Annotated in this window: 22 protein-coding genes and 2 pseudogenes; 22 read left to right on the plus strand and 2 right to left on the minus strand. The window is 57.1% G+C overall.

All coding sequences use genetic code 11. The features are described from left to right. Positions 1-297: 297 nt before the first annotated feature. A complete protein-coding gene (gene ehuB, locus ACWGTO_RS30090) occupies positions 298-1170 on the minus strand; it encodes an ectoine/hydroxyectoine ABC transporter substrate-binding protein EhuB (protein WP_454578406.1) in 873 nt (290 codons plus the stop codon). A gap of 704 nt (positions 1171-1874) precedes the next feature. On the opposite strand from ehuB (ACWGTO_RS30090), the gene ACWGTO_RS30095 reads away from it, so the two are divergent. The 7 genes from ACWGTO_RS30095 to lipA all read left to right on the plus strand — a co-directional run bounded on the left by ACWGTO_RS30095 (position 1875) and on the right by lipA (position 7931). Further along, positions 1875-2990: a thiamine pyrophosphate-dependent dehydrogenase E1 component subunit alpha gene (locus tag ACWGTO_RS30095; protein WP_454578407.1), complete on the plus strand. Its 1116-nt coding sequence runs from the start codon at positions 1875-1877 to the stop codon at positions 2988-2990. Between the two features lie 52 nt (positions 2991-3042). Further along, positions 3043-3993, plus strand: a complete 951-nt coding sequence (locus ACWGTO_RS30100) for an alpha-ketoacid dehydrogenase subunit beta (protein ID WP_454578408.1) — start codon at positions 3043-3045, stop codon at positions 3991-3993. A 36-nt stretch (positions 3994-4029) separates the two neighbouring features. After that, complete coding sequence (locus ACWGTO_RS30105; RefSeq protein ID WP_454578409.1) at positions 4030-4266, plus strand: biotin/lipoyl-containing protein; 237 nt, start codon at positions 4030-4032, stop codon at positions 4264-4266. Next, positions 4266-4961, plus strand: a complete 696-nt coding sequence (locus ACWGTO_RS30110) for a 2-oxo acid dehydrogenase subunit E2 (RefSeq protein ID WP_454578410.1) — start codon at positions 4266-4268, stop codon at positions 4959-4961. The genes ACWGTO_RS30105 and ACWGTO_RS30110 overlap by 1 nt, the downstream gene beginning before the upstream one ends. A 158-nt stretch (positions 4962-5119) precedes the next feature. Continuing rightward, on the plus strand, positions 5120-5863 hold the full coding sequence (locus ACWGTO_RS30115) for an SDR family NAD(P)-dependent oxidoreductase (protein ID WP_454578411.1): 744 nt from the start codon (positions 5120-5122) through the stop codon (positions 5861-5863). Positions 5864-6032: 169 nt separating this feature from the next. Next, positions 6033-6776 carry an SDR family NAD(P)-dependent oxidoreductase gene (locus ACWGTO_RS30120; protein WP_454578412.1) on the plus strand — a complete coding sequence of 248 codons (744 nt, stop codon included), beginning with the start codon at positions 6033-6035 and terminating at the stop codon, positions 6774-6776. Positions 6777-6911: 135 nt separating this feature from the next. Continuing rightward, complete coding sequence (lipA, locus tag ACWGTO_RS30125) at positions 6912-7931, plus strand: lipoyl synthase (protein WP_454578427.1); 1020 nt, start codon at positions 6912-6914, stop codon at positions 7929-7931. Between the two features lie 170 nt (positions 7932-8101). On the opposite strand, the gene ehuR is transcribed toward lipA, so the two are convergent. Further along, entirely contained in the window at positions 8102-9493 is a 1392-nt protein-coding gene (gene ehuR, locus ACWGTO_RS30130) for a MocR-like ectoine utilization transcription factor EhuR (protein ID WP_454578413.1), read from the minus strand. Positions 9494-9800: 307 nt separating this feature from the next. On the opposite strand from ehuR, the gene ehuB (ACWGTO_RS30135) reads away from it, so the two are divergent. The 15 genes and pseudogenes from ehuB (ACWGTO_RS30135) to ACWGTO_RS30205 all read left to right on the plus strand — a co-directional run. Further along, a complete protein-coding gene (gene ehuB / locus ACWGTO_RS30135; protein ID WP_454578414.1) occupies positions 9801-10664 on the plus strand; it encodes an ectoine/hydroxyectoine ABC transporter substrate-binding protein EhuB in 864 nt (287 codons plus the stop codon). A 68-nt stretch (positions 10665-10732) separates the two neighbouring features. Then, entirely contained in the window at positions 10733-11548 is an 816-nt protein-coding gene (gene ehuA, locus ACWGTO_RS30140) for an ectoine/hydroxyectoine ABC transporter ATP-binding protein EhuA (RefSeq protein WP_454578415.1), read from the plus strand. 33 nt (positions 11549-11581) lie between these two features. Continuing rightward, a complete protein-coding gene (ehuC, locus tag ACWGTO_RS30145; protein WP_454578416.1) occupies positions 11582-12250 on the plus strand; it encodes an ectoine/hydroxyectoine ABC transporter permease subunit EhuC in 669 nt (222 codons plus the stop codon). A gap of 9 nt (positions 12251-12259) precedes the next feature. After that, positions 12260-12919, plus strand: a complete 660-nt coding sequence (gene ehuD, locus ACWGTO_RS30150) for an ectoine/hydroxyectoine ABC transporter permease subunit EhuD (RefSeq protein ID WP_454578417.1) — start codon at positions 12260-12262, stop codon at positions 12917-12919. 21 nt (positions 12920-12940) lie between these two features. Then, positions 12941-14122, plus strand: coding sequence for a M24 family metallopeptidase (locus ACWGTO_RS30155; protein ID WP_454578418.1), 1182 nt, complete (start codon positions 12941-12943; stop codon positions 14120-14122). Further along, a complete protein-coding gene (locus ACWGTO_RS30160; protein ID WP_454578419.1) occupies positions 14122-15384 on the plus strand; it encodes a M20 metallopeptidase family protein in 1263 nt (420 codons plus the stop codon). The genes ACWGTO_RS30155 and ACWGTO_RS30160 overlap by 1 nt, the downstream gene beginning before the upstream one ends. Next, positions 15350-16108: a maleate cis-trans isomerase family protein gene (locus ACWGTO_RS30165; protein ID WP_454578420.1), complete on the plus strand. Its 759-nt coding sequence runs from the start codon at positions 15350-15352 to the stop codon at positions 16106-16108. Before ACWGTO_RS30160 ends, ACWGTO_RS30165 begins: the two co-directional genes overlap by 35 nt. Before the next feature lie 85 nt (positions 16109-16193). After that, positions 16194-16969: pseudogene (locus ACWGTO_RS30170) on the plus strand (3-hydroxybutyrate dehydrogenase). A 57-nt stretch (positions 16970-17026) separates the two neighbouring features. After that, positions 17027-17524 carry an Lrp/AsnC family transcriptional regulator gene (locus ACWGTO_RS30175; protein ID WP_454578421.1) on the plus strand — a complete coding sequence of 166 codons (498 nt, stop codon included), beginning with the start codon at positions 17027-17029 and terminating at the stop codon, positions 17522-17524. A 306-nt stretch (positions 17525-17830) separates the two neighbouring features. Beyond that, positions 17831-19234, plus strand: a complete 1404-nt coding sequence (locus ACWGTO_RS30180; RefSeq protein WP_454578422.1) for an aminotransferase — start codon at positions 17831-17833, stop codon at positions 19232-19234. 153 nt (positions 19235-19387) lie between these two features. Then, positions 19388-20797, plus strand: coding sequence for an aldehyde dehydrogenase family protein (locus ACWGTO_RS30185; protein ID WP_454578423.1), 1410 nt, complete (start codon positions 19388-19390; stop codon positions 20795-20797). Between the two features lie 86 nt (positions 20798-20883). Beyond that, positions 20884-21582 (plus strand): CoA transferase subunit A, encoded by a 699-nt coding sequence (locus tag ACWGTO_RS30190; protein WP_454578424.1) that lies wholly within the window; start codon positions 20884-20886, stop codon positions 21580-21582. Between the two features lie 19 nt (positions 21583-21601). Beyond that, positions 21602-22231, plus strand: a complete 630-nt coding sequence (locus ACWGTO_RS30195; RefSeq protein WP_454578425.1) for a 3-oxoacid CoA-transferase subunit B — start codon at positions 21602-21604, stop codon at positions 22229-22231. A gap of 50 nt (positions 22232-22281) precedes the next feature. Then, positions 22282-23457, plus strand: a pseudogene (locus ACWGTO_RS30200) (acetyl-CoA C-acetyltransferase); the annotation flags it as partial. A gap of 192 nt (positions 23458-23649) precedes the next feature. After that, a partial coding sequence (locus ACWGTO_RS30205; protein WP_454578426.1) for a plasmid pRiA4b ORF-3 family protein occupies positions 23650-23941 on the plus strand: 292 nt, incomplete at its 3' end.

Here is a 23941-nt window from a genome sequence, read left to right on the forward strand (position 1 = left end):
GAATTCAACAGCTTAACCGGCAGTGTTCGCCATCCGTTCACCTCCAACTGTTCAAGTTGGGCTTGACGTTTTCGATTTCGAGCTCACTGAGGAGCAGATGTCAGCCATATCACTCCTGCGCTCACGGAACTATCGCATCGAGAATTTTGGCCCGCATCAGCGTGACCTGCTACAATGGGACCTGCCCTCCTAGACTCGAACTCATAGTTCGAGTGGGTGACGACCCGGACTCTCGAATTTCGGGAACGCCGCGGAGACTGGTCCGCGGCCGCCCGTTTGCAATACTACTTTCCTTGATTAATTGCCTTGGCACATTTCCGCGGTGGTTTTCGCTGCAGCTCGCAGTTTGGCATTCGATTCCAGACCGTATTTGGCCATAATCCTATCAAACTCGCCGCTATCTACCAGCTTCTTGAGGCCTACATTATAGGCGTCGCGGAGTGCGATGTCTTTTTTGGCGAAAGCAGCCGCCCCGCAATCCACTGGAACATCCGCGAGTGGGAAAATGACTTCAAGGGTCTCGTCTCCGGATTTCTTTCTAAGATCGAGCAGAGCGGTGTCGTTCAGGGCGATCGCGTCAACCCGCTTGTCTTGTAGCATCTTCATCGCGCTGGTCGGATCAGGATAACTCACAAGGTTCTCCCGTTTCACGCCAGCAGCGAGGGCTTTCTTCTCCTGAATGCCGCCTCCAGGAACGGCAAGCTTTATGTTGCTGTCAGCCGCATCCTTGTAGCTCTTGAACTTGCCAGCCATTTCGCCTCGGACCATGAGCGCCTGCGAGTTACAAATCACAGGTTCTGAAAAAACTACCTTCTCACATCGCTCGGGTAGGACAATAAGGCCACCTGAAGACACCATCGACACGCGACCTGCCTGCAGGGCAGGAATCATTGCTCCATACGCAATGATTTGGCCGGTGAATTTTTTAAAGCCGGACAACTCCAGTGCCGCCTTGTCAATGTCTGGTCCGGCCCCCGTGACCGTACCATCCGGCTTTAGCTCAGTGAATGGCGGCTCGTTACCTATAGCTATGCTGACGTCATCATCCGTTTTCAGGTCTCCGGCCATCGAGGGGAGGGTGGAACCCGCCCAGGCGAAAAGTGCAAGCAGGGTAAGTCCGGTAGCTGTCCTGTGCCTGCGCCGACCCAGTTTCGCAATTCTCCAATCCATCGTCTGTTCCTCTCATTTTCGTTGTCGCGTTGTGTGCTCTTGCTCAGATCCTGCAAGCGGAACGATTTTATGCAGCCTCGCCTACGGAATTTTGCGTTCTTAGGCGCTGTGTTGCGTGGTTCCGGCGTTCTTTTGAAAATTTGTCGCGATTTCGTCGCCCTACTTGCTCGGGCCTCTTCACCCATGCATATTCTTGATTGGCGGCATTAGCGGTAGAGGGCGCATCTGCATACGCGCTGCGGATCCCGAGCGACGTGCAATCACCGGGGTGAAAATCGCCGGATCAGCGGCCTTATGACGAACCGAGTGGAATAACGGCTGGCGAGATCCACAACTGAGCGGCATTCGCTGCCCCCCAATCGGCGCTCCAATTTTCGTAAAAGATTCACATGTCCGCTGACGTCGGCACTAACCCGGCCGGACCGAGCATCAAAACAGCGCTCAGGCACGGGGGGCGCGGACGCAAGTCTTGGAATATGATGGACCGAACGCCGGTCAAGGATAACGCTCGCATTGTGCACATTAGGGCAAATCTCCGCCTGTTTTAAGCGTCGCTTGTGCTCAACTTGATAAGAACCATCAGGCCGCCAATGCTAGTTTCCTCGCACCGGCTTGCCGAAAAGTTTGGAGGAGCGAAGAGGAGGATCTACACTCTGAAACCATGCATCGCGATTGGAGCGCTTATGCGGCCCGCGACTGGCAGCATGCATCGCATAACGTCGGCATGGGAGTTGGAGGTAAGCAGACCATCGCAGCCGCGCAAATCGGCAAGCTACATATCCTTAATTGAAGTTTGGAGCAACGTTGAAGTGATGCAGATAGCAGGTGATCAGAGATTTGAAGCTTATCGACGGATGCTGCGCATCCGTCGATTCGAAGAAGAAGCAATGCGCCAGTACACGCGTGGCAAGATCCCCGGGTATCTGCACGTGAGCGTAGGGCAGGAGGCTGCTATCGTTGGAGCGTGTCTCGCACTTCGAGACGACGATCCTATGACCGGAACGCATCGTTCTCATGGTCACCCAATTGGGAAGGGAGCGGACTTGGATGCGCTCATGGCCGAGTTGATGGGAAAAGAGGGCGGGATTTGCAAAGGGCGCGGCGGTTCGATGCACCTTGCGGACAATTCCGTGGGGATAATCAGCGAGTCTGCGATCGTCGGGGGCGGTATTCCCCTCGCGACAGGATGCGCGTTTAGTGCCAAAGCACGGAATGTCGATCAGGCGACGCTCTGCTTCTTCGGCGATGGCGCTGTAAACCAGGGCACATTTCACGAGAGCCTCAACATGGCCGCTGTCTGGAAACTTCCGGTCATCTATCTTTGCGAGAACAACGGCTTCGCAATGACCACGACACTGGCGAATAGCCACGGACAACCGGATATCGCCCTGCGAGCAGCCGGCTATGGAATGCCCGGGGTGACGGTTGACGGGCAGGATGTGAACGCGGTCTATGAAGCTACAGCTCAGGCGGTGGAGCGAGCACGGGCGGGTGAGGGGCCAACCCTGATCGTCGCCAACACTTACAGGTTTGATGACCACAGCTACCGGCTGGTTGTTCGGGATGTGCCGTATCGGTCAGCCGAGGAAGTGGAGAGGTACAAGCGGGAACGTGATCCCGTTACGCTCTACCGTCAGGTTCTCTTACAGGAAGGCATCACGGAAGAGCAACTGGGAGCGATAGAGGACCAGGTCGCCCAAGCGGTACAACGGGCAACGCAGTTTGCTTTGACCAGTCCCTTGCCGGGCCCCGAAACGTTGGCCGATTACATGTTCACATCGCCCCTTGTAGGCCACAACAGCGCGAGAGGACTGTTCTGAAATGCAAAATAGTGCACCCAAGCATGAGGTTACGCCCAGCACACATGTCCAGATGAGTTATCTGGAAGCTCTGATGCAGGCGCAGTTTGAAGAGATGGCTCGTGATGAACGAGTCATCCTCATGGGAGAAGATATCGCCGTTTACGGCGGCGTTAAGTTGATCGAGCAATTTGGTAGAAACCGCGTCTGGGACACGCCCATCTCGGAAGGCAGCTTCACTGGTCTGGGAATTGGAGCTGCGATAAATGGATCGCGGCCTATCGTGGATCTGTCATACGCGAGCTTCCTATATCTTGCGTCGTGCCAAATCATCAACCAGGCCTCGAAATTGCGGTTTATGACAGCGGGTCAGGTCGAGATACCGATGGTGATACGCTGCTGTATGTTCGGGCACGGGAACAACGCGGCACAACATGCAGACCGGCCTTATCCTTCTTTCATGAATGTTCCGGGGCTCAAGATCATTAGTCCGACAAGCCCAGGTGCGATTAAGGGACTAATGAAGTCGGCCGTTCGCGACAACGACCCTGTACTCATCTTCGAAGACAATCGATTGTGGGCGGTCAAGGGGGATGTTTCCACCGATCCCGATTACTTGATCCCAATTGGGAGCGCAGAAGTAAAGCGGGAAGGCACAGACGTAACCCTTATTGCGATTGCGAGCGCGATCCGACCGACAATGGAAGCCGTCGATGAGCTTGCCAAGGAGGGTATCTCGATCGAAGTGATTGACCCACGCACGTTGAAGCCACTTGACCATGAAACGTTCAAAACTTCGGTTGCTAAGACCAGAAGGCTCCTTATCGTCGAGAACGCGCATCGCGTATGCAACGCGGGAAGTGAAATCGCAGCGGTAATGGCTGAAGAGGCATTCGACTTGCTGAAGCGTCCAATCATTCGCCTGAGCGCTCCCGACATTCATGTCCCGTTCAGCCCCGCGCTTGAGAAGGACTTTTATCCTGGCAAGGACAGCATCATAGCGGCCGTTCGACGGCTGCTCTAATTACCTCTAAATTCAACAATCGTACGGGAAGCAAAGATGACAGTAGAGATCATTCTACCCTCTAGTGGAGCGGGCATCGAGGAAGCCACTATAATTCGTTGGTTGAAATCTGTTGGAGACACTGTTGCGGAAGGCGAAGTAGTCGCTGAAGCCGAGACCGTGAAGGCAACAGTCGAAATCGAAGCGCCGGCAGGCGGTACACTGGCCGAAATCACTGCGAAAGAAGGTACAACTGTTCCCAATAATGCAGTAATCGGAACCATCGAAGGCTGATGCCACAGATGTTTACAGAGATCCCGCTGACGCCAATGCGGAAAGCAATAGCTGCTCGGATGACGCAGACAAAGCAGACTGTGCCTCACTTCCGCCTTGTCGCGAACTTCGAGATGGATGCTTTACTGGATTGGCGCGCAGCTTTCAACGAAGCGAACTCGTTCAAGAAGATATCTGTCAACGACTGCCTCATTAAAGCTCTTGCTATTGCACTGGTCGAAAATCCCGGCGTAAATTGCCAGATCACAGACACCGCGATCCATCGGTTTCATAGCGCCAATATTTCGGTCGTTATGGCAGTCGAGGGCGGACTATCCACCCCAGTGGTTCGCAGCGCCGAGACAAAGTCCGTTATGGATATATCTGCCGAAGTAAAGGAGTTCGCCGGTCGAGCAAGTCGAAACGCACTGAAACTCAGCGAGATTTCGGGCGGTTCGTTCAGCGTCTCCAATCTTGGCGGTTATGGGGTGGAGCAGTTCGATGCGATCATCAATGTACCGCAGTGCGCAATACTCGCGGTGGGCAAGGCTGAGCGGCGGGTCCTTGCAGATGGCTACGACCAGACAAGGATCGCGAGCATGATGACATGCACGCTCTCGGTCGACCACCGCGCGATCGACGGAGTTGAAGCGAGCAAGTTCTTAAACGGATTGAGGGGCGTCATTCTCAATCCCGGCCGATTGGCCAACTCCTGACTTGATTAGTCGATTCGAAAGGGGACAGTCTCTGGTAACTGGCCCCAATAAGGGCGCCTATGCACGGACCGACCCGGCGTGATTGAAGGTAACGCGCCGGGACGATCACGTAGTCTCCCAGGAGTGCAGATGCCCGGTGAATGGAGAACCAACAGTTCATGATGAATCCAAAATTCATGCAGCGATATGACCTTACCGGTCGCACCGCGCTCATCACTGGCGGTGCGCGCGGCATTGGTCTCGAAATCGGGCGAACTCTACACTTGGCTGGCGCCGCTGTTATATTGGCTGATCTCAACGTCGAGGCTGCGCGAGTGGCAGCCGCGAGTATTGGCGCCAACGTCATAGCACACCAATGCGATGTCAGCAGCCCAAAGTCGGTAGACGACTTGGCTGAAGCAATCGATTGCTGCCCTGATATCCTGGTCAACAACGCAGGCGTCGTCCGCGAGGGGACCACTACAAGCACCGAAGACTGGCAATTCGTAACCTCCATCAATCTCAATGGTGTCTTCTATTGCTGCAAGGCTTTTGGTTCGATCATGGCGGAGCGCGGATCGGGCGCAATCATCAATGTTGGCTCGATCTGCGGCAACGTCGTTTCGAAGACGATGCCAAGTCCCGCCTACGATGCCAGCAAAGCAGGCGTACACATGCTGACCAAGACGTTTGCGTGCAAATGGGCGAGGTCCGGCGTGCGTGTCAATGCGGTGGCTCCAGCTTATATCGCTACTACAATGCTTACTGCCGACCTCGTACCAACATGGGCCGAACTCCACCCGATCGGACGCTTGGGCCAACCGGAGGATATCGCCAGTGTGGTGCATTTTCTCGCCAGTGACGCTGCCAGCTACATGACGGGCGCCGTCGTTTCTGTCGACGGGGGATACACGAGCTGGTGAGTGTAGAACGTTACTGATCTGGCTGCATGAGGATAGCTGATGTCCGTTCGGTTTACCTCGTGCCTACGGACTTCAACATATGCGGTGAAGGGCGGCCTACTCACGTGCCGACTTGAGCGGAACATGCAGGCACGAGCAGCCCACCGCCGTGGAAATAGGAGAACACCCGATGATGCATCCTGAACTTATCAAGCGCTATGACCTTACCGGCCGCTCCGCCCTCGTTACGGGGGGCGCGCGCGGTATCGGTCTGGAGATTGCAAGAGCATTGAACATGGCAGGTGCCTCTGTAGTGCTTGTTGGTCGCGATCTCGAGTCTACCAAGAACGCCGCAGCAGATGTCGCTGCCGACGTCAAAGCGTGTCATTGTGACGTGAGTGATCCGCGTTCTGTGCGGGATTTGGCTTCCCGGATCGGGTTTTGTCCGGATATTCTGGTCAACAACGCTGGTGTCGCTCAGGAGGGGAAGGACACAAGTGACGATGACTGGAAGTTCGTGACTTCCGTGAATCTCGACGGCGTATTCTACTGCAGCTCAGTCTTTGGCTCGGTCATGGCGGAACGCGGCTCGGGAAATATCGTCAATATCGGATCGATCTGTGGCTTCGTCGTTTCGCAATCGCAGCCCGGTCCGGCGTATCACGCGAGCAAGGCGGGTGTGCACATGTTGACGAAGACGTTGGCTTGCAAGTGGGCAAGATCAGGCGTTCGTGTCAATGCCGTCGCCCCAGGATATATCACCACCAGGATGAACGCTAGCGAGTACCTTCCCAAGTGGGAATCGCTCACGCCGATGGGCCGTCTAGGAACCTCGGAGGAGGTCGCAAACGTCGTTCAGTTTCTCGCGAGTGACGCATCTTCTTACATGACCGGCGCAGTTGTCGAGGTGGACGGCGGGTATACGTGTTGGTGAGCGCCATGTGCGGCAAGCATTCGGTGACGCGCTTAATACGCAAAATGCTGATGACCGCGCGGCCCAAATTAGGCCCAATTGGGCCGGTGAAGGCTCTTGGGGTGGCAGCTAGAGCCCGTGAACAAGGTTAACGCGATGGTCACCATTCTCGACAAGATTTCCAATGGATCGCCTGAAAGCCGGGCTCGTCATCCGGAGAAGGCCCATCGTCCCGATAACGAGGTGCTGCGCAAGCCGGACTGGATCCGCGTCAAGGCGGCAACATCCAAGGGGTATGCGGAGACGCGGTCGATCGTTAAGGAGCACAAGCTCGTCACGGTCTGCGAGGAAGCCGGCTGCCCCAATATCGGCGAGTGCTGGGACAAGAAGCACGCGACCTTCATGATCATGGGTGAGATCTGTACCCGCGCCTGCGCGTTCTGCAACGTGGCGACCGGCAAGCCGAATGCGCTGGATCAAAACGAGCCGGAAAACGTCGCCAAGGCCGTCAAGCAAATGGGCCTGTCGCATGTCGTCATCACCTCGGTCGACCGCGACGACTTAGAAGATGGCGGCGCTGAACACTTCGAAAAGGTGATCTGGGCGATCCGTGCGGCTTCGCCGGCGACGACGATCGAGATCCTGACGCCGGACTTCCTGAAGAAGCCGGGTGCGCTGGAGCGCGTCGTCGCGGCAAAGCCCGACGTCTTCAATCACAATATGGAAACGGTCGCCGGCAATTATCTGACGGTTCGCCCCGGCGCCCGCTATTTCCACTCCATCCGGGTGCTGCAGCGGGTGAAGGAGTTGGACCCTACGATGTTCACCAAATCGGGGATCATGGTCGGCCTCGGGGAGGAGCGCAACGAAGTGCTGCAATTGATGGACGATCTGCGTACTGCCGACGTCGACTTTCTGACGATAGGGCAGTACCTGCAACCAAGTCGTAAACACCACGCGGTCATGAGCTTTGTCACCCCTGAGGAATTCAGATCTTACAAAACGGTCGCCTACACCAAGGGCTTCCTGATGGTGGCATCCAGCCCGCTGACGCGTTCGTCGCACCACGCTGGTGACGATTTCGCAGCTCTGAAAGATGCAAGAAGCCGAAAGAATGGCGTGTCGATGGATGCGCAGCAAACGACCTCCGGCTCTCATGAACACCATGGTTCTTAAAGCTTCTGTGTATGGCTCGTCGGAAACAATGTAATTAGATTGCGCGCAGCCGTGCCGCAGTCACCAGCGATCGACTCCCCAGTAGGGTCGCGGGACAGGGCGGTCAAACCAAAACTGGTGGATTACCCTCTTAAATTGGACGAAGAGTCGTCCTTGGACGTGTTGCGACGTTAGTTTCCCTCAAGGGAAAGGATGGGCTCTGGCTCACTGAGCAATAAGTTGTGAAGAACGTTCAAACCCCGCTGGAGCTCCTCTTCTGTGGTCGAACCCACTGAAACCCGCACGGCTGGCCTGGTTTCCGAGATTGCGAACGCCGCACCACGTGCGACCGCAACACCCTGCTTGCGCGCATGCGATACGAACTCATTTTCAGGAAAATGCACTGCCAGTGGAAGCCAGATATGGAGACTTTGCGGGTTTGAGCGATACGCTACGCCTTTCAGCGTAGCTGCGACAAGCTTGTGTCGTTCGATGAGTTTAGCACGTTGCCAACGGACAAGCTCAAGACAGGTACCATCCTCGACCCATCGGGCCGCAATTTCCGCGATCAATGGCGTCGCAGTCCAAGTTGTCACGAGCTGACGGTTCTCGACCGCTGGAAGCAGGCGTTCCGGCGCGACCAGGTACCCTGTGCGAAGTCCAGGCATGACCGGCTTGGTGAAGCTTGTAATGTAAATCGTTCGCTCTGGTGCGAGCGTGTGAAAGGTCGGCGGCTTCTTCTCAACGAGCGGGCCGAGCGCATCATCCTCGATGATATGCAGGTCATATTTTCGAGCAATCTCAACGATTGCAATCCGGCGCCCCTCGCTCATCACAAAAGCGGTCGGGCCAATTGCATTTGGCATCATGAACAGCGCTCGAATCACGTTCTGTTGACAAGCACTTTCAAGCGCCTCGGGAATGATCCCGTCGTCATCTATCGCGATCCCCTGTACCTTTAAACCTAAATAGGACGCCAAAGGCAACATCACGTGTAGCCCGATAGCCTCCGTCGCTACCATCGTGCCCGGGTGGCAGATAGTCATGAACGCGACCGTCAAAGCAGGCGTGCCGCCGTTTGTCAAATGGACAGTTCTCTCAGCCGTCTGCACACCGGATAGCTTCAGCCATTCTGTCGCGACAGCACGGTGTCGCGCGAACATCGCGCTTGGACGAGAGCCGAGCACCGCACTTGCCGGTAAATCTACAGCCAGCGTGCCAAGAGCGGTCTTCATACGCTCAAGGTGTGACGCGTCGGAAACCGGCTTCAATATCGAGAGGTCAACAAGGCCGGAGGTGCGTTCTGGGACGAATGGCGCGACTACCTCCAAGTTCGCACTTACGCCCCTGATAAATGTCCCTCGCCCCGTTTCTCCCGCGACGAGACCCCGACGCGAAAGCTCCTCGTAGGCTCTCGATACGGTGGGCAGCGATACCCCAAGCTTGTCCGCAAGTTGCCGTTGGGGCGGCAATTGATCTCCTGATTTGAGCCCGCCAGAGAACACCGCTTCTGCAATCTGATCAGCAATCGACAAAAAATAGGGCTGCGTGAGGCGTTCCTTCAAAGATGTCCACATTGTCATGCCTATAATTCCTGTGCGAAGTAGGCGCGTGGCCCAGGTTCCCAAGCTCTGTCGTGCAATTGAATAGCGCATTCAGGCGAATAGATAAAACGAATTATTATTGTCATTGTACAATTTGTGCAATTGACAAGGCGAAAGCCTATTGTCATGGTCAGTCAGCCAATAGTTGGCATTGAAATCCGGGTCGGCTCGCACACGATGCGCACAAAGGCCGCATCGACCGCGGTGTTCGATCAGAGAAGCGCTCAACTCGACGACCCGCGAATGCGCTGCGGTCTGGAAAACGACAAGGCACAAGGGAACAGCAATGGCATCAAAAATAATCAGCCAGTTTCTTGCCCACCTCCGATCGGTTCGCATCCCGCTGGCCGCAACTCTGGGCATCGCGCTCGGGAGTCTTGCGATGGCGGGGGATCTAGACGTTAATCAGGAAATTTCAATCGCCATTGCAGGCGAGCCGCCTTACACGGAGTTGAAGCCCGACGGCACGTTAAGCGGCGCCGGCCCGGACATTGATCGCGCGGCCCTGGCGCTCTCCGGTTTCAAGAGCTTCAAAGGTGAGCTCATGCAGTACGGCGCGATGATTCCCGCCGTGCAGGCGCAACATGTGAGAGTTGTTTCGGCAGGCTCTCTCAATATCCGCCCCGAGAGATGCGCCCAGGTCAACTTCGCGGAACCTGCCATCTGCACCGCGCAAGCTTTTCTGGTGCGTTCCGAGATGCGCGGTAAGTTCAGCAGCTACAAAGAAGTCGCCGACTTAGCGCTGAAATTGGCAGTAGGCGCTGGCACGTCGCAAGCGCGAGATGCGCTTGCAGCGGGAGTAAAAAAGGAAAACCTCGTTGCGTATCCCGATAACGTCAGTGCCGTGAAGATGCTGCAAGACAAGCGAGTAGTCGCGATCGCGCTTAACGACGCAGGCGTAATGGATCTGAAGAAGCGTTCGGGTGACGAAACGTTGCACGTAGTTATGCCGATTGCGGATACTCCTATCGATTGCGCGGCGGCAGCGTTCAGTAAAGATGATGCCCCTTTCCGCGATGCTTACAATGCCGGTCTGAAGAAACTGAAAGAAAGCGGAGAATTTGAGAAAATCATGACGAAGTATGGTCTCCAGTCGAACTACAAGCTGTTGGCCAGTGCTAAGACCGCGGCTCAGCTCTGCAATCCATAGTGATGTGCTAGACCTTAGCCTGCCGGGAGGGGCAGCGGTTCAATGTGAGCGCGAGAAGGAGACAGCGCATGGGATTGCACGTCGCACCCCGAGGGGCAGATCGGGAGCCTATCATAGAGTTTCGGAATGTCGGGAAGAATTACGGTTCGACCACAGTGCTGGATCAACTATTCTTCTCGGTGAAGCCCGGGGAACACCTCGCGCTCATTGGGCCATCCGGCTCAGGCAAAACAACCATTCTCCGAATATTGATGACGTTGGAGTCGGTCACCACCGGAGACGTGATGGTAGGCGGCGTTTCACTAAACCACGAGCTCAAGAACGGCAAACAGGTGCCGTCGTCCAAGGCGCATTTGCGTAAGATGCGCGCGGACTTCGGTATGGTGTTTCAGCACTTTAACCTCTTCCCCCATAAGACCGCTCTGCAAAATGTTGCCCTGGCTCCGATATTGACCGGGCTCTTGTCAAAAGCGCACGCAAGAGAGCGAGCACTTCAGTTGTTGGAGAAAGTCGGTCTCGCCGACAAGGCGAATGAATACCCCTCACGACTATCCGGCGGGCAGAAGCAGCGTGTCGCGATCGCTCGTGCCCTCGCCTTGCAGCCTAAAGTCTTGCTTCTTGATGAGATTACCTCCGCGCTCGATCCGGAACTCGTCGAGGAAGTACTAAACGTCATCACCAATCTCCGCAACGAGACGGATATGACGATGCTGTTGGTGACGCACGAAATGGGGTTCGCTAACGATTTCGCCGACAGAGTTTTGTTTTTTGAACGTGGCAAGATCGTGGAAGAAGGCGCGCCTAACGAAATCTTTCATTCCCCACACCACGAGCGCACGAAAAGCTTCCTTCGAAAGGTGATTGCTGCCGGTCATCGCGTGTGACGTGGAGAAGCCATTACGAGCAAAGGTGATCAGGTGCAGAATCTTGGATCCTCGATAGACTACGGTTGGTTCATACTGACGGGAGCTATAGCTACCGTTCAACTCACCGTTTTCGGTTGCTTACTTGCCCTGATCGTCGCGATCCTGGCAGGAATTGCTCTTACCACGCAGAGCCTCATCCTTCGCGCTGTCGCTCGAACGTACGTTGAGATTTTCCGAGGCACTTCGGTATTCGTGCAGATATTTGCGGCCTATTTTGTTCTTCCCTTCATAGGGATTTCCTTATCTCCGATCCAATCCGGCGCACTAGCGCTGGGCCTAAACGGAGGCGCCTACGGGGCTGAAGTTGTTCGGGCAGCAATCAACGCTGTCGGTCCGGATCAACGTGAGGCGACCATTGCACTGAACCTGACGCGTTGGCAGGCACTTTGGTGGGTGATCCTCCCCCAAGCGATCGTTTTGATGTTGCCAAGTTTCGGAAATCTCGCGATCGAGATCATGAAGGGCACTGCTGTGGCTTCGCTCATAACGGTATCCGAACTGACCTTTCAGGCACAGATGGTACGAGGCCAAACAGGCGACACCGCTATGCCCTTCCTACTCATCATGGTGACGTACCTTCTCATCGCATCTGTTTTGACGAGCTTCGTGCGGTGGCTCGAAAGACGCTTCGGCCGCGGCATCACCATCATGGGCATATGAGGTAAACCAATGGACTGGAGTTGGCAATTCGTTCTCGAAATAGCGCCGTCCTTGCTCCAAGGGCTTGTGGTAACAGTGAAGATCACGCTGGTCTCCTCAGTTGTGGCATTGATCATCGGACTTCTCTTTGCGATCGCGAAGATGTCCTCGGTCGTTCTGATCCGCCGCCTTGCGATTTTGATAACTGAGGCGATCAGAAGGACACCGTTGTTGGTGCAACTGTATTTCCTATTCTACGTCCTTCCCGACCTTGGGATAGTTTTGTCTCCTGTCGTAGCCGGGACAATTGGACTCGGCCTCCATTACGGTACCTACGTATCTGAAGTTTACCGCGCCGGCATCATCAACGTTCCAGCAGGACAATGGGAAGCTGCGCGGGCGTGCAATTTGACGCCCAGGCAGACGTGGACGGCGATTGTTCTGCCGCAAGCAATTCCACCCATGATCCCCCCGCTCGGGAACTACGTAATCGCGATGTTCAAGGAAACACCGATCTTATCGGCGATCACGGTACTGGATCTCATGGGCGAAGCGCTTGCTCAGGCCAACTTCAGCTACCGCTATCTCGAACCAATCACCCTGGTGGCCGCAGGCTTCCTGTTTGTCAGCCTTTGCTCTGCGACAGTCATCAGGCTCCTGGAAAACCATCTGAAACTTCGTGCTGCTTGAGCAGCAGAATGAGAGGGCAATATGACTGCACCAGAATTACGCTTTGAAATTTCGGAGTACAAGGCTCGGCTCAAAACCACTCGTCAAGCAATGGAGCGCGAGGGGGTTGATCTTCTGATTGTAACGGATCCCGCAAACATGGCCTGGCTGACCGGATATGATGGGTGGTCATTCTATGTGCACCAATGCGTGCTCGTCCGTCAGGATGAAGACCCGATCTGGTTCGGACGGGAAATGGATGGCAACGGGGCACGCCGAACCGTTTACATGGATGAGAGCCGTATCCGGTCCTACGCGGACCATTATGTCCAGTCGTCACAGTACCACCCTATGACGGCGCTTGGGGCGCTGATCACCGATCTCGGATGGTCGACCGGCACTATCGGCATTGAGGAGGACAACTATTACTTCACGCATGCAGCCTTTGAAGCACTCTCCTCGACATTGCCGAATGCGACTTTCAAGGACACGACGCGTCTTGTGAAGTGGCAAAGAATTGTCAAGTCGCCCCGCGAAATCGACTATATGCGCGGGGCGGGAAAGATCGCGACAGCGATGCATCAGCGTGTGGCTGATGTTCTTCGGCCTGGCGTCACGCAGTCAGATGTCGTTGCCGAGATCTACCATACCGCCATCCAAGGCGTGCGCGGGATTTGGGGTGACTACCCAGCAGCAGTTCCCATGATTGGAGCGGGCATTGATGCGTCCGCACCACACCTCACCTGGTCTGATCGGCAGCTCCGTTCAGGAGAGAGCATCTTTTTTGAACTCGCCGGCGTCCACAAACGCTACCATAGCCCCTTGTCCAGGACGTTTTACCTTGGCAAGCCGGATCAGAAATTCGTTGATGCAGAAAAAGCGGTGCTGGAGGGAATGGCAGCCGGTCTCGAGAAGGCAATTCCCGGAAATCCTTGCGAAGCCGTTGCACAAGCCTATTACGGCGTGATCGAACGCTACGGATTGAAAAAACCGAGCCGCTGCGGTTATTCGATCGGTCTTGCATATCCCCCGGATTGGGGCGAGCAGTCCGCGAGCTTCCGACCCGGTGATCGGACGGTGTTGCGCCCGGGGATGACTTTCCATTTCATGTCTGGCCTCTGGTTCGGCGATTGGGGAATCGAGATCACCGAGAGCATTTTGATCACCGACGGTCAGCCCGAATGCCTGGCGAGCTCTCCGCGTGAATTGATCGTGATCGACTGATGAACACTTCGGACGAAACCTATTTTAGACTGGACAGCGACGGCGTGGAAATGCCGGCAGGGAGCGAGGATCAGATCCTCGCTCTCCGCCACTACATGCACGCCAATCCGGAACTCTCGAATGAAGAGCACCAGACGCAGGCAAAGATTGCTGAATTCCTTGCCGGTGCAGGCCTGCGTGATCCGCAGGTCTTCCACAAGACAGGTCTGTTCGTCGATATCGTCGGCGAGGGCAATGGCATTCCAATGAATGTGGTGGTTCGAGGTGATATAGATGCATTGCCGATCGACGAGGCACGACCCGATCTTCCATATCGATCCCGCGTACCCGGAAAGATGCATGCATGTGGACACGATGCACATGCATCAGCAGCGCTCGGGGTCGTGCTGGCAGCTTGTGCCTACCGCCAGCACTTCGCAGGCAGGGTTCGCGTTGTCTTTCAGCCTGCCGAGGAGGCCGAGCCACTCGGGGGCCGGTCGGTTGCTGAACAGGGCCTGCTAGAAGGCTTCGACTGTGCAGTTGGCATGCATGTGAATCCGGAAATTCCCTCGGGAAGATTCGCAGTTCTGACAGGTCCAGTTACGAAGTCTTCAGATGAATTTCAGCTTACCTTCACAGGTAAGAAGAGCCATGCAGCCTGGCCGGAGCTCGGCGTCGATGCGATCGCGATCGCGTCCACTTTCGTCACTGAAGTGCAGAAGCTAATTTCTCGCGAGAACCACGCGGACCAGGCTCCCGTGATCTCCATCGGACGCTTCCATGGTGGCGAAGCCACAAATATCGTGTGCGATCGCGTAATTCTCCATGGCACGTTACGCACGCGCTCGACTGAAGCACGCGAAAGACTGCGCGTGCGCATTGACGAACTTGCTCAGCACGTCGCCGCAATGCATCGAGGCGGGGCCGAGTTCAAGTTGGCCACCGGAGAACCCGCCGTCATTAACGACTCTGCCATCAGTCAAACCGCGCGGGAAGCGATTGCAGAGGTTTTCGGATCTAATTCGCTCGTGCCAACGAGGCCTCTCGCCGGTGCTGATGACTTCGGGTTCTACGCAGAGAAACTCCCATCAGTGTACTTCTGGTTTGGCTGCCACAATGAAGCTTTGGGGAACAGAACCCACGTCCATACAGCAGAATTCGGCGTTTCGGACGAGGACGTGCTTCGCGCTGCACGGGCGGCTTGGGCGATCGTGAGGAAACTTCAATGCTCATCGGATGAGGCTAGTTATGAACCCTTCAGTCATCAAACACGTTCAAGCTAAACTCGATAGCGGAATGTCAGAACAGGTCGTAATAGGCTTGATCGCGCTTTCGACCGATGTGGTGACTGAGTATGAACTGAGGAAGATGTTGCCGCCGGACGGCGTCAGCATCTCGTCCACCCGCATCGAGACGCAAAATCCGATTACAATCGAAAACTTGCGAGGACATGCTCATGAGATCGCAGCGGCCGCGGAGCTATTTGTACCGCGAGAGTCAGTGGACGTTTTCGCCTACGGATGCACATCCGGATCAGCCTTGATTTCCCAAGCGACGCTCGAAGCGCAACTGCATCGCACTGCCCCCGGCGCCAAACTGACATCTCCAATGACAGGAGCCTATAAGGCTTTTAGTCAGCTTGGAATTCAACGAATTTCGATGCTGACCCCCTACCCGGACGAAGTTACGGAAGCGATGGTAGATTGCATACGTCAGGCTGGGATTTCGGTCGTCTCCTGCGCATCGTTTCATATCGAAAACGACTATGAAATCATAAATGTGTCTCCGGAAAGCATCGTAGCGGCAGGCGAGGCGATGAATTCAAAGGATATCGAGGCGTTGTTTATTCCGTGCACCGGCCTGCGCACCTCCACCATCATCGGATCGCTGGAAGCACGTATCGGAAAGCCGGTGATCACGGCTCACCAGGCAATGCTTTGGGATGCTCTCCGACTTGCTGGCTATAAGAAGCCTCTGGCGGGCCTCGGAAAGCTCCTGACTGTATGAGGAAGGTTCGTGGGTTGATGTTTCTCGATTTCCCGCTGGTTGAGCCGCCGGTCGGTAGAATAAGATTATAGATTGGAGGGTATCGATGAATAAGTGCGTCGTCGCGACAGGTTCGACCAGCGGCATCGGACTGGCGATAGCCTCCGCATTCGCTCAAGCGGGCAACAACGTTGTGATAAACGGCTTTGCAAAACCAGAAGAAATTCAGGTCATTACGAAGCGCCTTGAATCGGTCTCTAAAACGCGAGTGCTCTACCACGCAGCTGACATGTCAAAACCGTTCGAGATTGCGGATCTCATTGAGACCGCCGCGAACACGTTCGGGACCGTTGACGTACTGGTGAACAACGCCGGCATTCAACATGTGGAGAAGATAGAAGATTTTCCCGTCGAAATGTGGGACCAGATTGTTGCCGTGAACCTTTCAAGTTCCTTCCACACGATGCGGAAAACCATTCCCCACATGAAGAAGGGGGGCAAGGGCGTATCATCAACATCGCCTCCGCCCATGGTCTTGTTGCCTCCCCTTATAAGGCGGCCTACGTGGCGGCTAAGCATGGGATCATCGGGCTTACCAAAACCGCAGCACTTGAACTCGCTGAATTTGGGATCACCGTGAACGCCATCTGCCCGGGCTATGTACTAACGCCACTCGTGCAAAAACAAATCCCAGACACGGCTCGAGCGCGTGGAATCACCGAAGAGCAGGTTAAGTCCGAAGTGATGCTCAAATGTCAGCCCACCAAGGAGTTTGTGTCGGTTGAGGAAATAGCGGCAACCGCTCTATTCCTGGCGAGCGACGACGCGAGACAGATCACCGGCACCCACATCGCAATCGACGGGGGCTGGACGGCTGCGTGAAGATCTAGTCTGCCTCAATGGAATTGGTCCATCTAAATGCTAAGCAGGGACAAGCAAATGCTCGAACTTGATCGGATCGATGGAAGGATTCTTCAGATCGTTCAGAAAAACAATCGTCTGACTTCTGAAGAAATGGCCAACCGGGTCAACCTCTCGTCGTCTGCGTGTCAGCGGCGTTTGAAGCGGCTCCGCTCCGATGGTGTTATCGAGGCGGATGTCTCTGTCATCTCTCCGAAGGCGCTTGGCCGCCCAGTTACAATGATAGTATTGGTTTCGCTAGAGCGGGAGCGAGCCGATATCGTAGATCGCTTCAAAAACGCGATCCGCAGTACCCGAGAGGTAATGCTTGGCTTCTACGTCACAGGAGATGCAGACTTTATCTTGATAGTGACCTCGAAAAGCATGGAAGACTACGAGCAATTTACGCGCCGCTTCTTCTATGAGAACCCGGACATAAAAGGGTTCAAGACTATGGTCGCCATGGATCGCGTCAAGGCCGGTTACGAGTTTCCGATCGATCTCGATGATCCCGTGTTCGGTGGGGTGGGTCCCTGACGGATACAATCCGTCTACCCTCTTGAACGGATCGACGGGCCTCCACTTCCTATGATCTCGGACCCTGTTTCGCGACGCAAATATTGCCACACAAACCGACGTTACTGAACGATCGGCGCGGTTGGCAATGTAAAAGTGGTTCATCCGCGAGTTGCCGGTTGGATACTACCGGTGAGGCTCCGGATTCCTGCATTATGTAGGGCAACAACGCGTATCTGCGCTCGCCCCCCCCTATTGAACGCGCAAAACCACTACAGCTTTGCCCTTACGTTGGTTCAACGTTAATCGTTCGCCAAGGGGCCATTCATGACCATCAACATCAAGGACATCTCCGAGAAGGATCGCAACAGCGTCCTGCATCCGTTTACGCAGCTGAAGGATTTTGCGACTGGTAAGCTCGGCGAGCCGACGATCGTCGAGACGGGCAAGGGCATCCGCATCCAGGATGCACACGGCAATCAGCTGATTGACGGTTTTGCCGGCCTTTATTGCGTCAATGTCGGCTATGGCCGCACCGAGGTCGCCGAGGCCATTTCGCGGCAGGCCTATCGTCTGGCCTACTATCACTCCTACGCGGCGCACACGACCGACGAGCTTGCAATCCTCTCCGACCGTCTGGTCAAGATGGCGCCGGGCAAGATGAGCAAGGTGCTTTACGGCATGTCCGGTTCGGACGCCAACGAGACCCAGGCCAAGCTCGTCTGGTACTACAACAACCTGCGTGGCAAGCCGACCAAGAAGAAGATCATCTCGCGTGAGCGCGGCTATCACGGTTGTAGTGTTGTCTCCGGTTCGATGACCGGCATGAGCTTCTACCATGACCACATGGACCTGCCGCTGCCGCAGATCGACCACACCGGCGTGCCGCATCACTATTGGGGTGCAAATCCCGGCGAGACGGAACAGGAGTTCTCCGCCCGCCGCGCGGCCGAACTTGACGAGATGATCGAGACGCTCGGTCCCGACAATGTCGGCGCCTTCATCGCCGAGCCGGTTCTCGGTACCGGCGGCATCACGCCGCCGCCGGAAGGCTATTGGGAAGCGATCCAGAAAGTGCTGAAGAAGCACGACGTGCTCTTGATCGCCGACGAAGTGATTACCGGCTTCGGCCGCACCGGTTCGATGTTCGGCTCGCAGCACTACGGCATTGAGCCGGATTTGATCACCGTCGCCAAGGGCCTGACCTCGGCCTATTTCCCGCTCTCGGCCGCAATCGTCGGCGAGAAGGTCTACAAGGTCCTGGAAGACGGGGCAGATCGTGTCGGCGCCTTCTCTCACGGCTACACCTATTCCGGCCATCCGATCGGTGCGGCAGCCGCCAATGCGGTGCTCGACATTGTCGAGAAGGAAGACCTACCGGGCAATGCCCGTGAAGTTGGCGCCTATTTCCAGGCGCAGCTCAAGGAGAAGTTCGCCCAGCTGCCGATCGTCGGTGAAGTGCGCGGCGTCGGCCTGATGGGCGCCATCGAGTTCGTCGCCGACCGCGAGAACAAGAAGCGCTTCGATCCGTCGCTGAAGGTTGGGGCCCGCGTCTCCAAGGCAGCCCGTGACCGCGGCCTGATTGCCCGCGCCATGCCGCATGGCGACATTCTCGGCTTTGCCCCGCCGCTCGTCACCACGAAGGCAGAAATAGACGAGATCGTCGCGATCGCCGAAAAGGCTGTGCGAACCGTGATCGACGACCTCGTTCTCAACGGCGAGAAGCTCTGATCGATAATTAAGCAGTGACGGCCGGACATGCCGGCCGTCACTGCTCGTCATCAATGATTGCCTGAAGCCCGCACGAGGCAGGGGGTCACCCCTTGCCCTGCGGACAAACGCGACCTCCAGACGGGGTCCATGAGAAATAGGGAACCTGGCCATATGACTGCCGCCAAACTCCACATCACCACCAGCCTGGCGCCGATCTCTGTTCATAGCCCCTATGATGGGGCGCTGCTTGGAACGGTCGAGGCGACGGATCCTACCGAAATCAATCGCCTGCTGGCGACGGCGCGCCGCGGCGCCGAGATCTCGCGCAGCCTGCCGCGGCACAAACGTGCCGCCATCCTGGAAGGGGCCGCCCGGATCGTCGAAAGCCGCAGCAACGCCTTCGCGGAGACCATCGTGCGCGAAGCCGGCAAGACGATCGTCCAGGCCCGCAAGGAGGTGTTTCGCTGCGTCAATACGCTGAAACTCTCGGCGGAAGAAGCAAAGCGCAACGCCGGCGAGATCGTGCCCTTCGACGCCTATACCGGCTCCGAACAGCGCCAGGGCTGGTTCACCCGCGAACCGCTCGGCATCATCACCGCGATTACGCCTTACAACGATCCTTTGAACCTGGTCGCTCACAAACTCGGTCCTGCCATCGCCGGCGGCAATGCGGTGCTGCTGAAGCCGTCGAACCTGACGCCGTTCTCGGCGATCAAGCTGGTCGAAGCGCTGCGCGAGGCGGGGCTACCTGAGGAGGTCATTACCGTCGCGCACGGCGACAGACAATTGGTGACCGCGATGATCACCGCACGCGAGGTGCGGATGGTCTCCTTTACCGGCGGCTTTGCCACCGGCGAGGCAATCTGCCGCGCCGCTGGCCTCAAGAAGCTCGCCATGGAGCTTGGTGGCAATGCGCCTGTGATCGTCATGAGTGACTGCGACTTCGACAAGGCGGTCGAAGGTTCCGTCTCCGGCGCCTTCTGGGCGGCCGGACAGAACTGTATCGGTGCACAACGCATTCTGATCCAGGCCGAGCTTTACGACCGTTTCCGCGATGCCTTTGTCGCCGCAACACGGAAGCTCAAGGCGGGCGATCCGCTGCAGGAGGATACCGACGTCGGTCCGATGATCTCCAAATCGGTGGCGGAACGCACCGAAACCGCCGTTAGCGACGCCATCAAATCCGGCGCGACGCTGCTTTGCGGCAACTATCGCGAGGGATCGCTCTATCATCCGACGGTGCTCGAAGGCACGCCGGTGACTTGCAAGCTGTGGCATGAGGAAGTGTTCGCGCCAGTCGTCATGCTGGCGCCCTTCGACACGCTCGATCAGGCGATCGCGATGGCCAACGATCCGGACTACAGCCTGCATGCGGGGATCTTCACCAGCGACATCAATGTCGCGCTCGAAGCAGCCAACCGCATCGAGGCCGGCGGCGTGATGATCAATGACTCATCCGACTACCGCTTCGACGCCATGCCATTCGGCGGCTTCAAATACGGCAGCATGGGGCGAGAGGGCGTGCGCTTCGCCTACGAGGACATGACCCAGCCAAAAGTCGTCTGCATCAATCGCGGGTAACAGTTAGCCACCTGGCGTCCTGACCCGCGAGAAACAATCAGCGCCGGCCAAAGCTGCGCGCCTCTGGCAAGATCCAAGGGGAGATTATGAATAAGATTTACGAGAGCCCGCAGGCAGCCCTTGAAGGCTTGCTGTTAGACGGGATGTTTATCGCGGCCGGCGGCTTCGGTCTTTGCGGTATTCCTGAGCTGCTGATCGCTGCCATTCGCGAGGCAGGCACGAAGGAGCTGACGATCGCCTCTAACAACTGCGGCGTCGACGACTTTGGTCTCGGCGTGCTGCTCAAGACGAAACAGATCAAGAAGATGATCTCGTCCTATGTCGGCGAGAACGCCGAGTTCATGCGGCAATATCTGAGCGGTGAACTGGAGCTCGAGTTCAATCCACAAGGGACTCTCGCCGAGCGCATGCGGGCAGGGGGCGCCGGTATTGCCGGCTTCTATACCAAGACGGGTGTCGGCACGGTGGTTGCCGAGGGCAAGGAACTCAAGACCTTCGACGGCGAGACCTATGTGCTTGAGACCGGGATCGTCGCCGACCTCTCGATCGTGAAAGCCTGGAAGGCGGACACGACGGGCAATCTCGTCTTCCGCAAGACCGCTCGCAATTTCAATCCACCGGCCGCCACCTGCGGCAAGATCTGCGTCGCAGAAGTCGAGGAAATCGTGCCAGCCGGCAGCCTCGATCCCGATCACATCCATGTTCCGGGCATCTACGTGCATCGCCTGATCCAGGGCGAGCATGAGAAACGCATCGAGCAGCGCACCACGCGCGCGGCGGCTTAAAGGGCAGGGGAGAGACAAGATGGCCTGGGACAGGAACCAGATGGCGGCGCGCGCTGCCCGCGAGCTTGAAGACGGCACCTACGTCAACCTCGGCATCGGTATTCCGACGCTGGTTGCCAACTATATCCCGGAAGGCGTCCATGTGACGCTGCAGTCGGAGAACGGCCTGCTCGGCATTGGCCCGTTTCCGACCGAAGACAAGATCGATGCCGACCTCATCAATGCCGGCAAGCAGACGGTGACGGCCCTGCCGCATTCGGCCTTCTTCGACTCGGCGCAAAGCTTCGCGATGATCCGTGGCGGCAAGATCGCCATGGCTATTCTCGGTGCGATGGAGGTCGACGAGAAAGGTGATCTGGCCAACTGGATGATCCCCGGCAAGCTCGTCAAGGGCATGGGTGGCGCCATGGATCTTGTCGCCGGCGTCAAGCGTGTCGTCGTGGTCATGGACCACACCAACAAGGCAGGTGAGTCCAAGGTGCTGAAGGCCTGCACCCTGCCGCTCACCGGCAAGGGCGTGGTCAATCGGATCATCACCAATCTTGGCGTTCTCGACGTCGTCGAGGGAGGCCTGAAGCTCGTGGAGCTTGCCGACGGCGTCACCGACAGCGAACTGCGCGCCGCAACGGATGCAACCATCGTCAACTGATCTGGCGCTCTGCGCCCGACCCGACTCAATCCAATAGCGGAGGAGCTGTCATGAGCACCCCATCCATCGTCATCTCCAGTGCCGCCCGGACCGCGGTCGGTTCGTTCAACGGTGCGTTTGCCAATACGCCGGCGCATGAACTGGGTGCTGCCGTCATCAAGAGTGTGCTTGAGCGCGCCGGCGTTGAAGCTCAAGAAGTCGACGAGGTCATCCTTGGCCAGGTCCTGCCGGCTGGTGAGGGCCAGAACCCGGCCCGTCAGGCGGCGATGAAGGCAGGCGTCCCTCAGGAAAAGACCGCCTGGGGCATGAACCAGCTCTGCGGTTCCGGTCTTCGCGCAGTGGCGCTTGGCATGCAGCAGATTGCAACCGGTGATGCGGACATCATCGTCGCCGGCGGCATGGAGTCGATGTCGATGGCGCCGCATTGCTCGCATCTTCGCGGCGGCGTGAAGATGGGCGACTTTAAGATGATCGACACGATGATCAAGGATGGCCTGACCGACGCCTTCCATGGTTATCACATGGGCATTACCGCCGAGAACGTTGCCCGCCAGTGGCAGCTCAGCCGCGAGGAGCAGGACGTCTTCGCGCTCCCCTCGCAGAACAAGGCCGAGGCCGCGCAGAAGGCCGGCCGCTTCGCCGACGAGATCATTCCCTTCATCGTCAAGACCCGCAAGGGCGACATGACCGTCGACCAGGAGGAGTATATCCGCCATGGCGCCACCCTCGACCAGATGACGAAGCTGCGTCCGGCCTTCGACAAGGAAGGCACGGTCACCGCCGGCAACGCCTCCGGCCTCAATGACGGCGCCGCCGCCACCCTGCTGATGACCGAAGCGCAGGCTTCCAAGCGCGGCATCCAGCCGCTTGCCCGCATCGTTTCCTGGGCGACCGCCGGCGTCGATCCGCAGGTCATGGGCACCGGCCCGATCCCGGCTTCGCGCAAGGCGCTGGCGAAAGCCGGCTGGGCGATCGGCGACGTCGAACTCGCCGAGGCCAACGAGGCGTTCGCGGCACAAGCATGCGCGGTCAACAAGGACCTCGGCTGGGATCCGTCGATCGTCAACGTCAATGGCGGCGCGATCGCCATCGGCCATCCGATCGGCGCTTCCGGCGCCCGCGTGCTCAACACGCTGCTCTTCGAAATGAAGCGCCGCGGCGCCAAGAAGGGTTTGGCGACGCTTTGCATCGGCGGCGGCATGGGCATTGCAATGTGTGTCCGGCGCTGGTACTTGGCGATCAGCTGCTGTCGCGCTGCGCTTAAATGGGCTCTGCCTCAAAGTGTGTGGCGAAGTGGCAGCATTCTTGCCCGAAGCAATTCGGCGCCAGCACGTCCGTACATGGGGAGCATGAGGATTTGTGGGGCGGAATGGAACGGAGTATGCCGTCGTCATTGAACTTCGACGGGGCCAGCGGGTGTGAAGAGTGTAAAGCGGGCAGCAAGGAAAACTGTCGGAGAAGCGGCGGCCTCGGAAGATGAGGTTTTCATCCTGCAGTTCCGCATCTGGTTGAAGGACGTGAACCCGATGGTGTGGCGTCGGGTACAGGTAGCTTCGACTATGACGTTGCGCGAGTTTCATGGCGTCCTTCAGGTGGCGATGGGATGGGAAGGCATCCACCTTTACCAATTCATCATTCACACGGCGCGATACGGCTCGTGGGAGACGAGTGCCCGTTCCCCGGCCATGACGCTTGGCGAATTGAAGCTGC

The sequence above is a fragment of the Mesorhizobium sp. PL10 genome, from assembly GCF_053714315.1.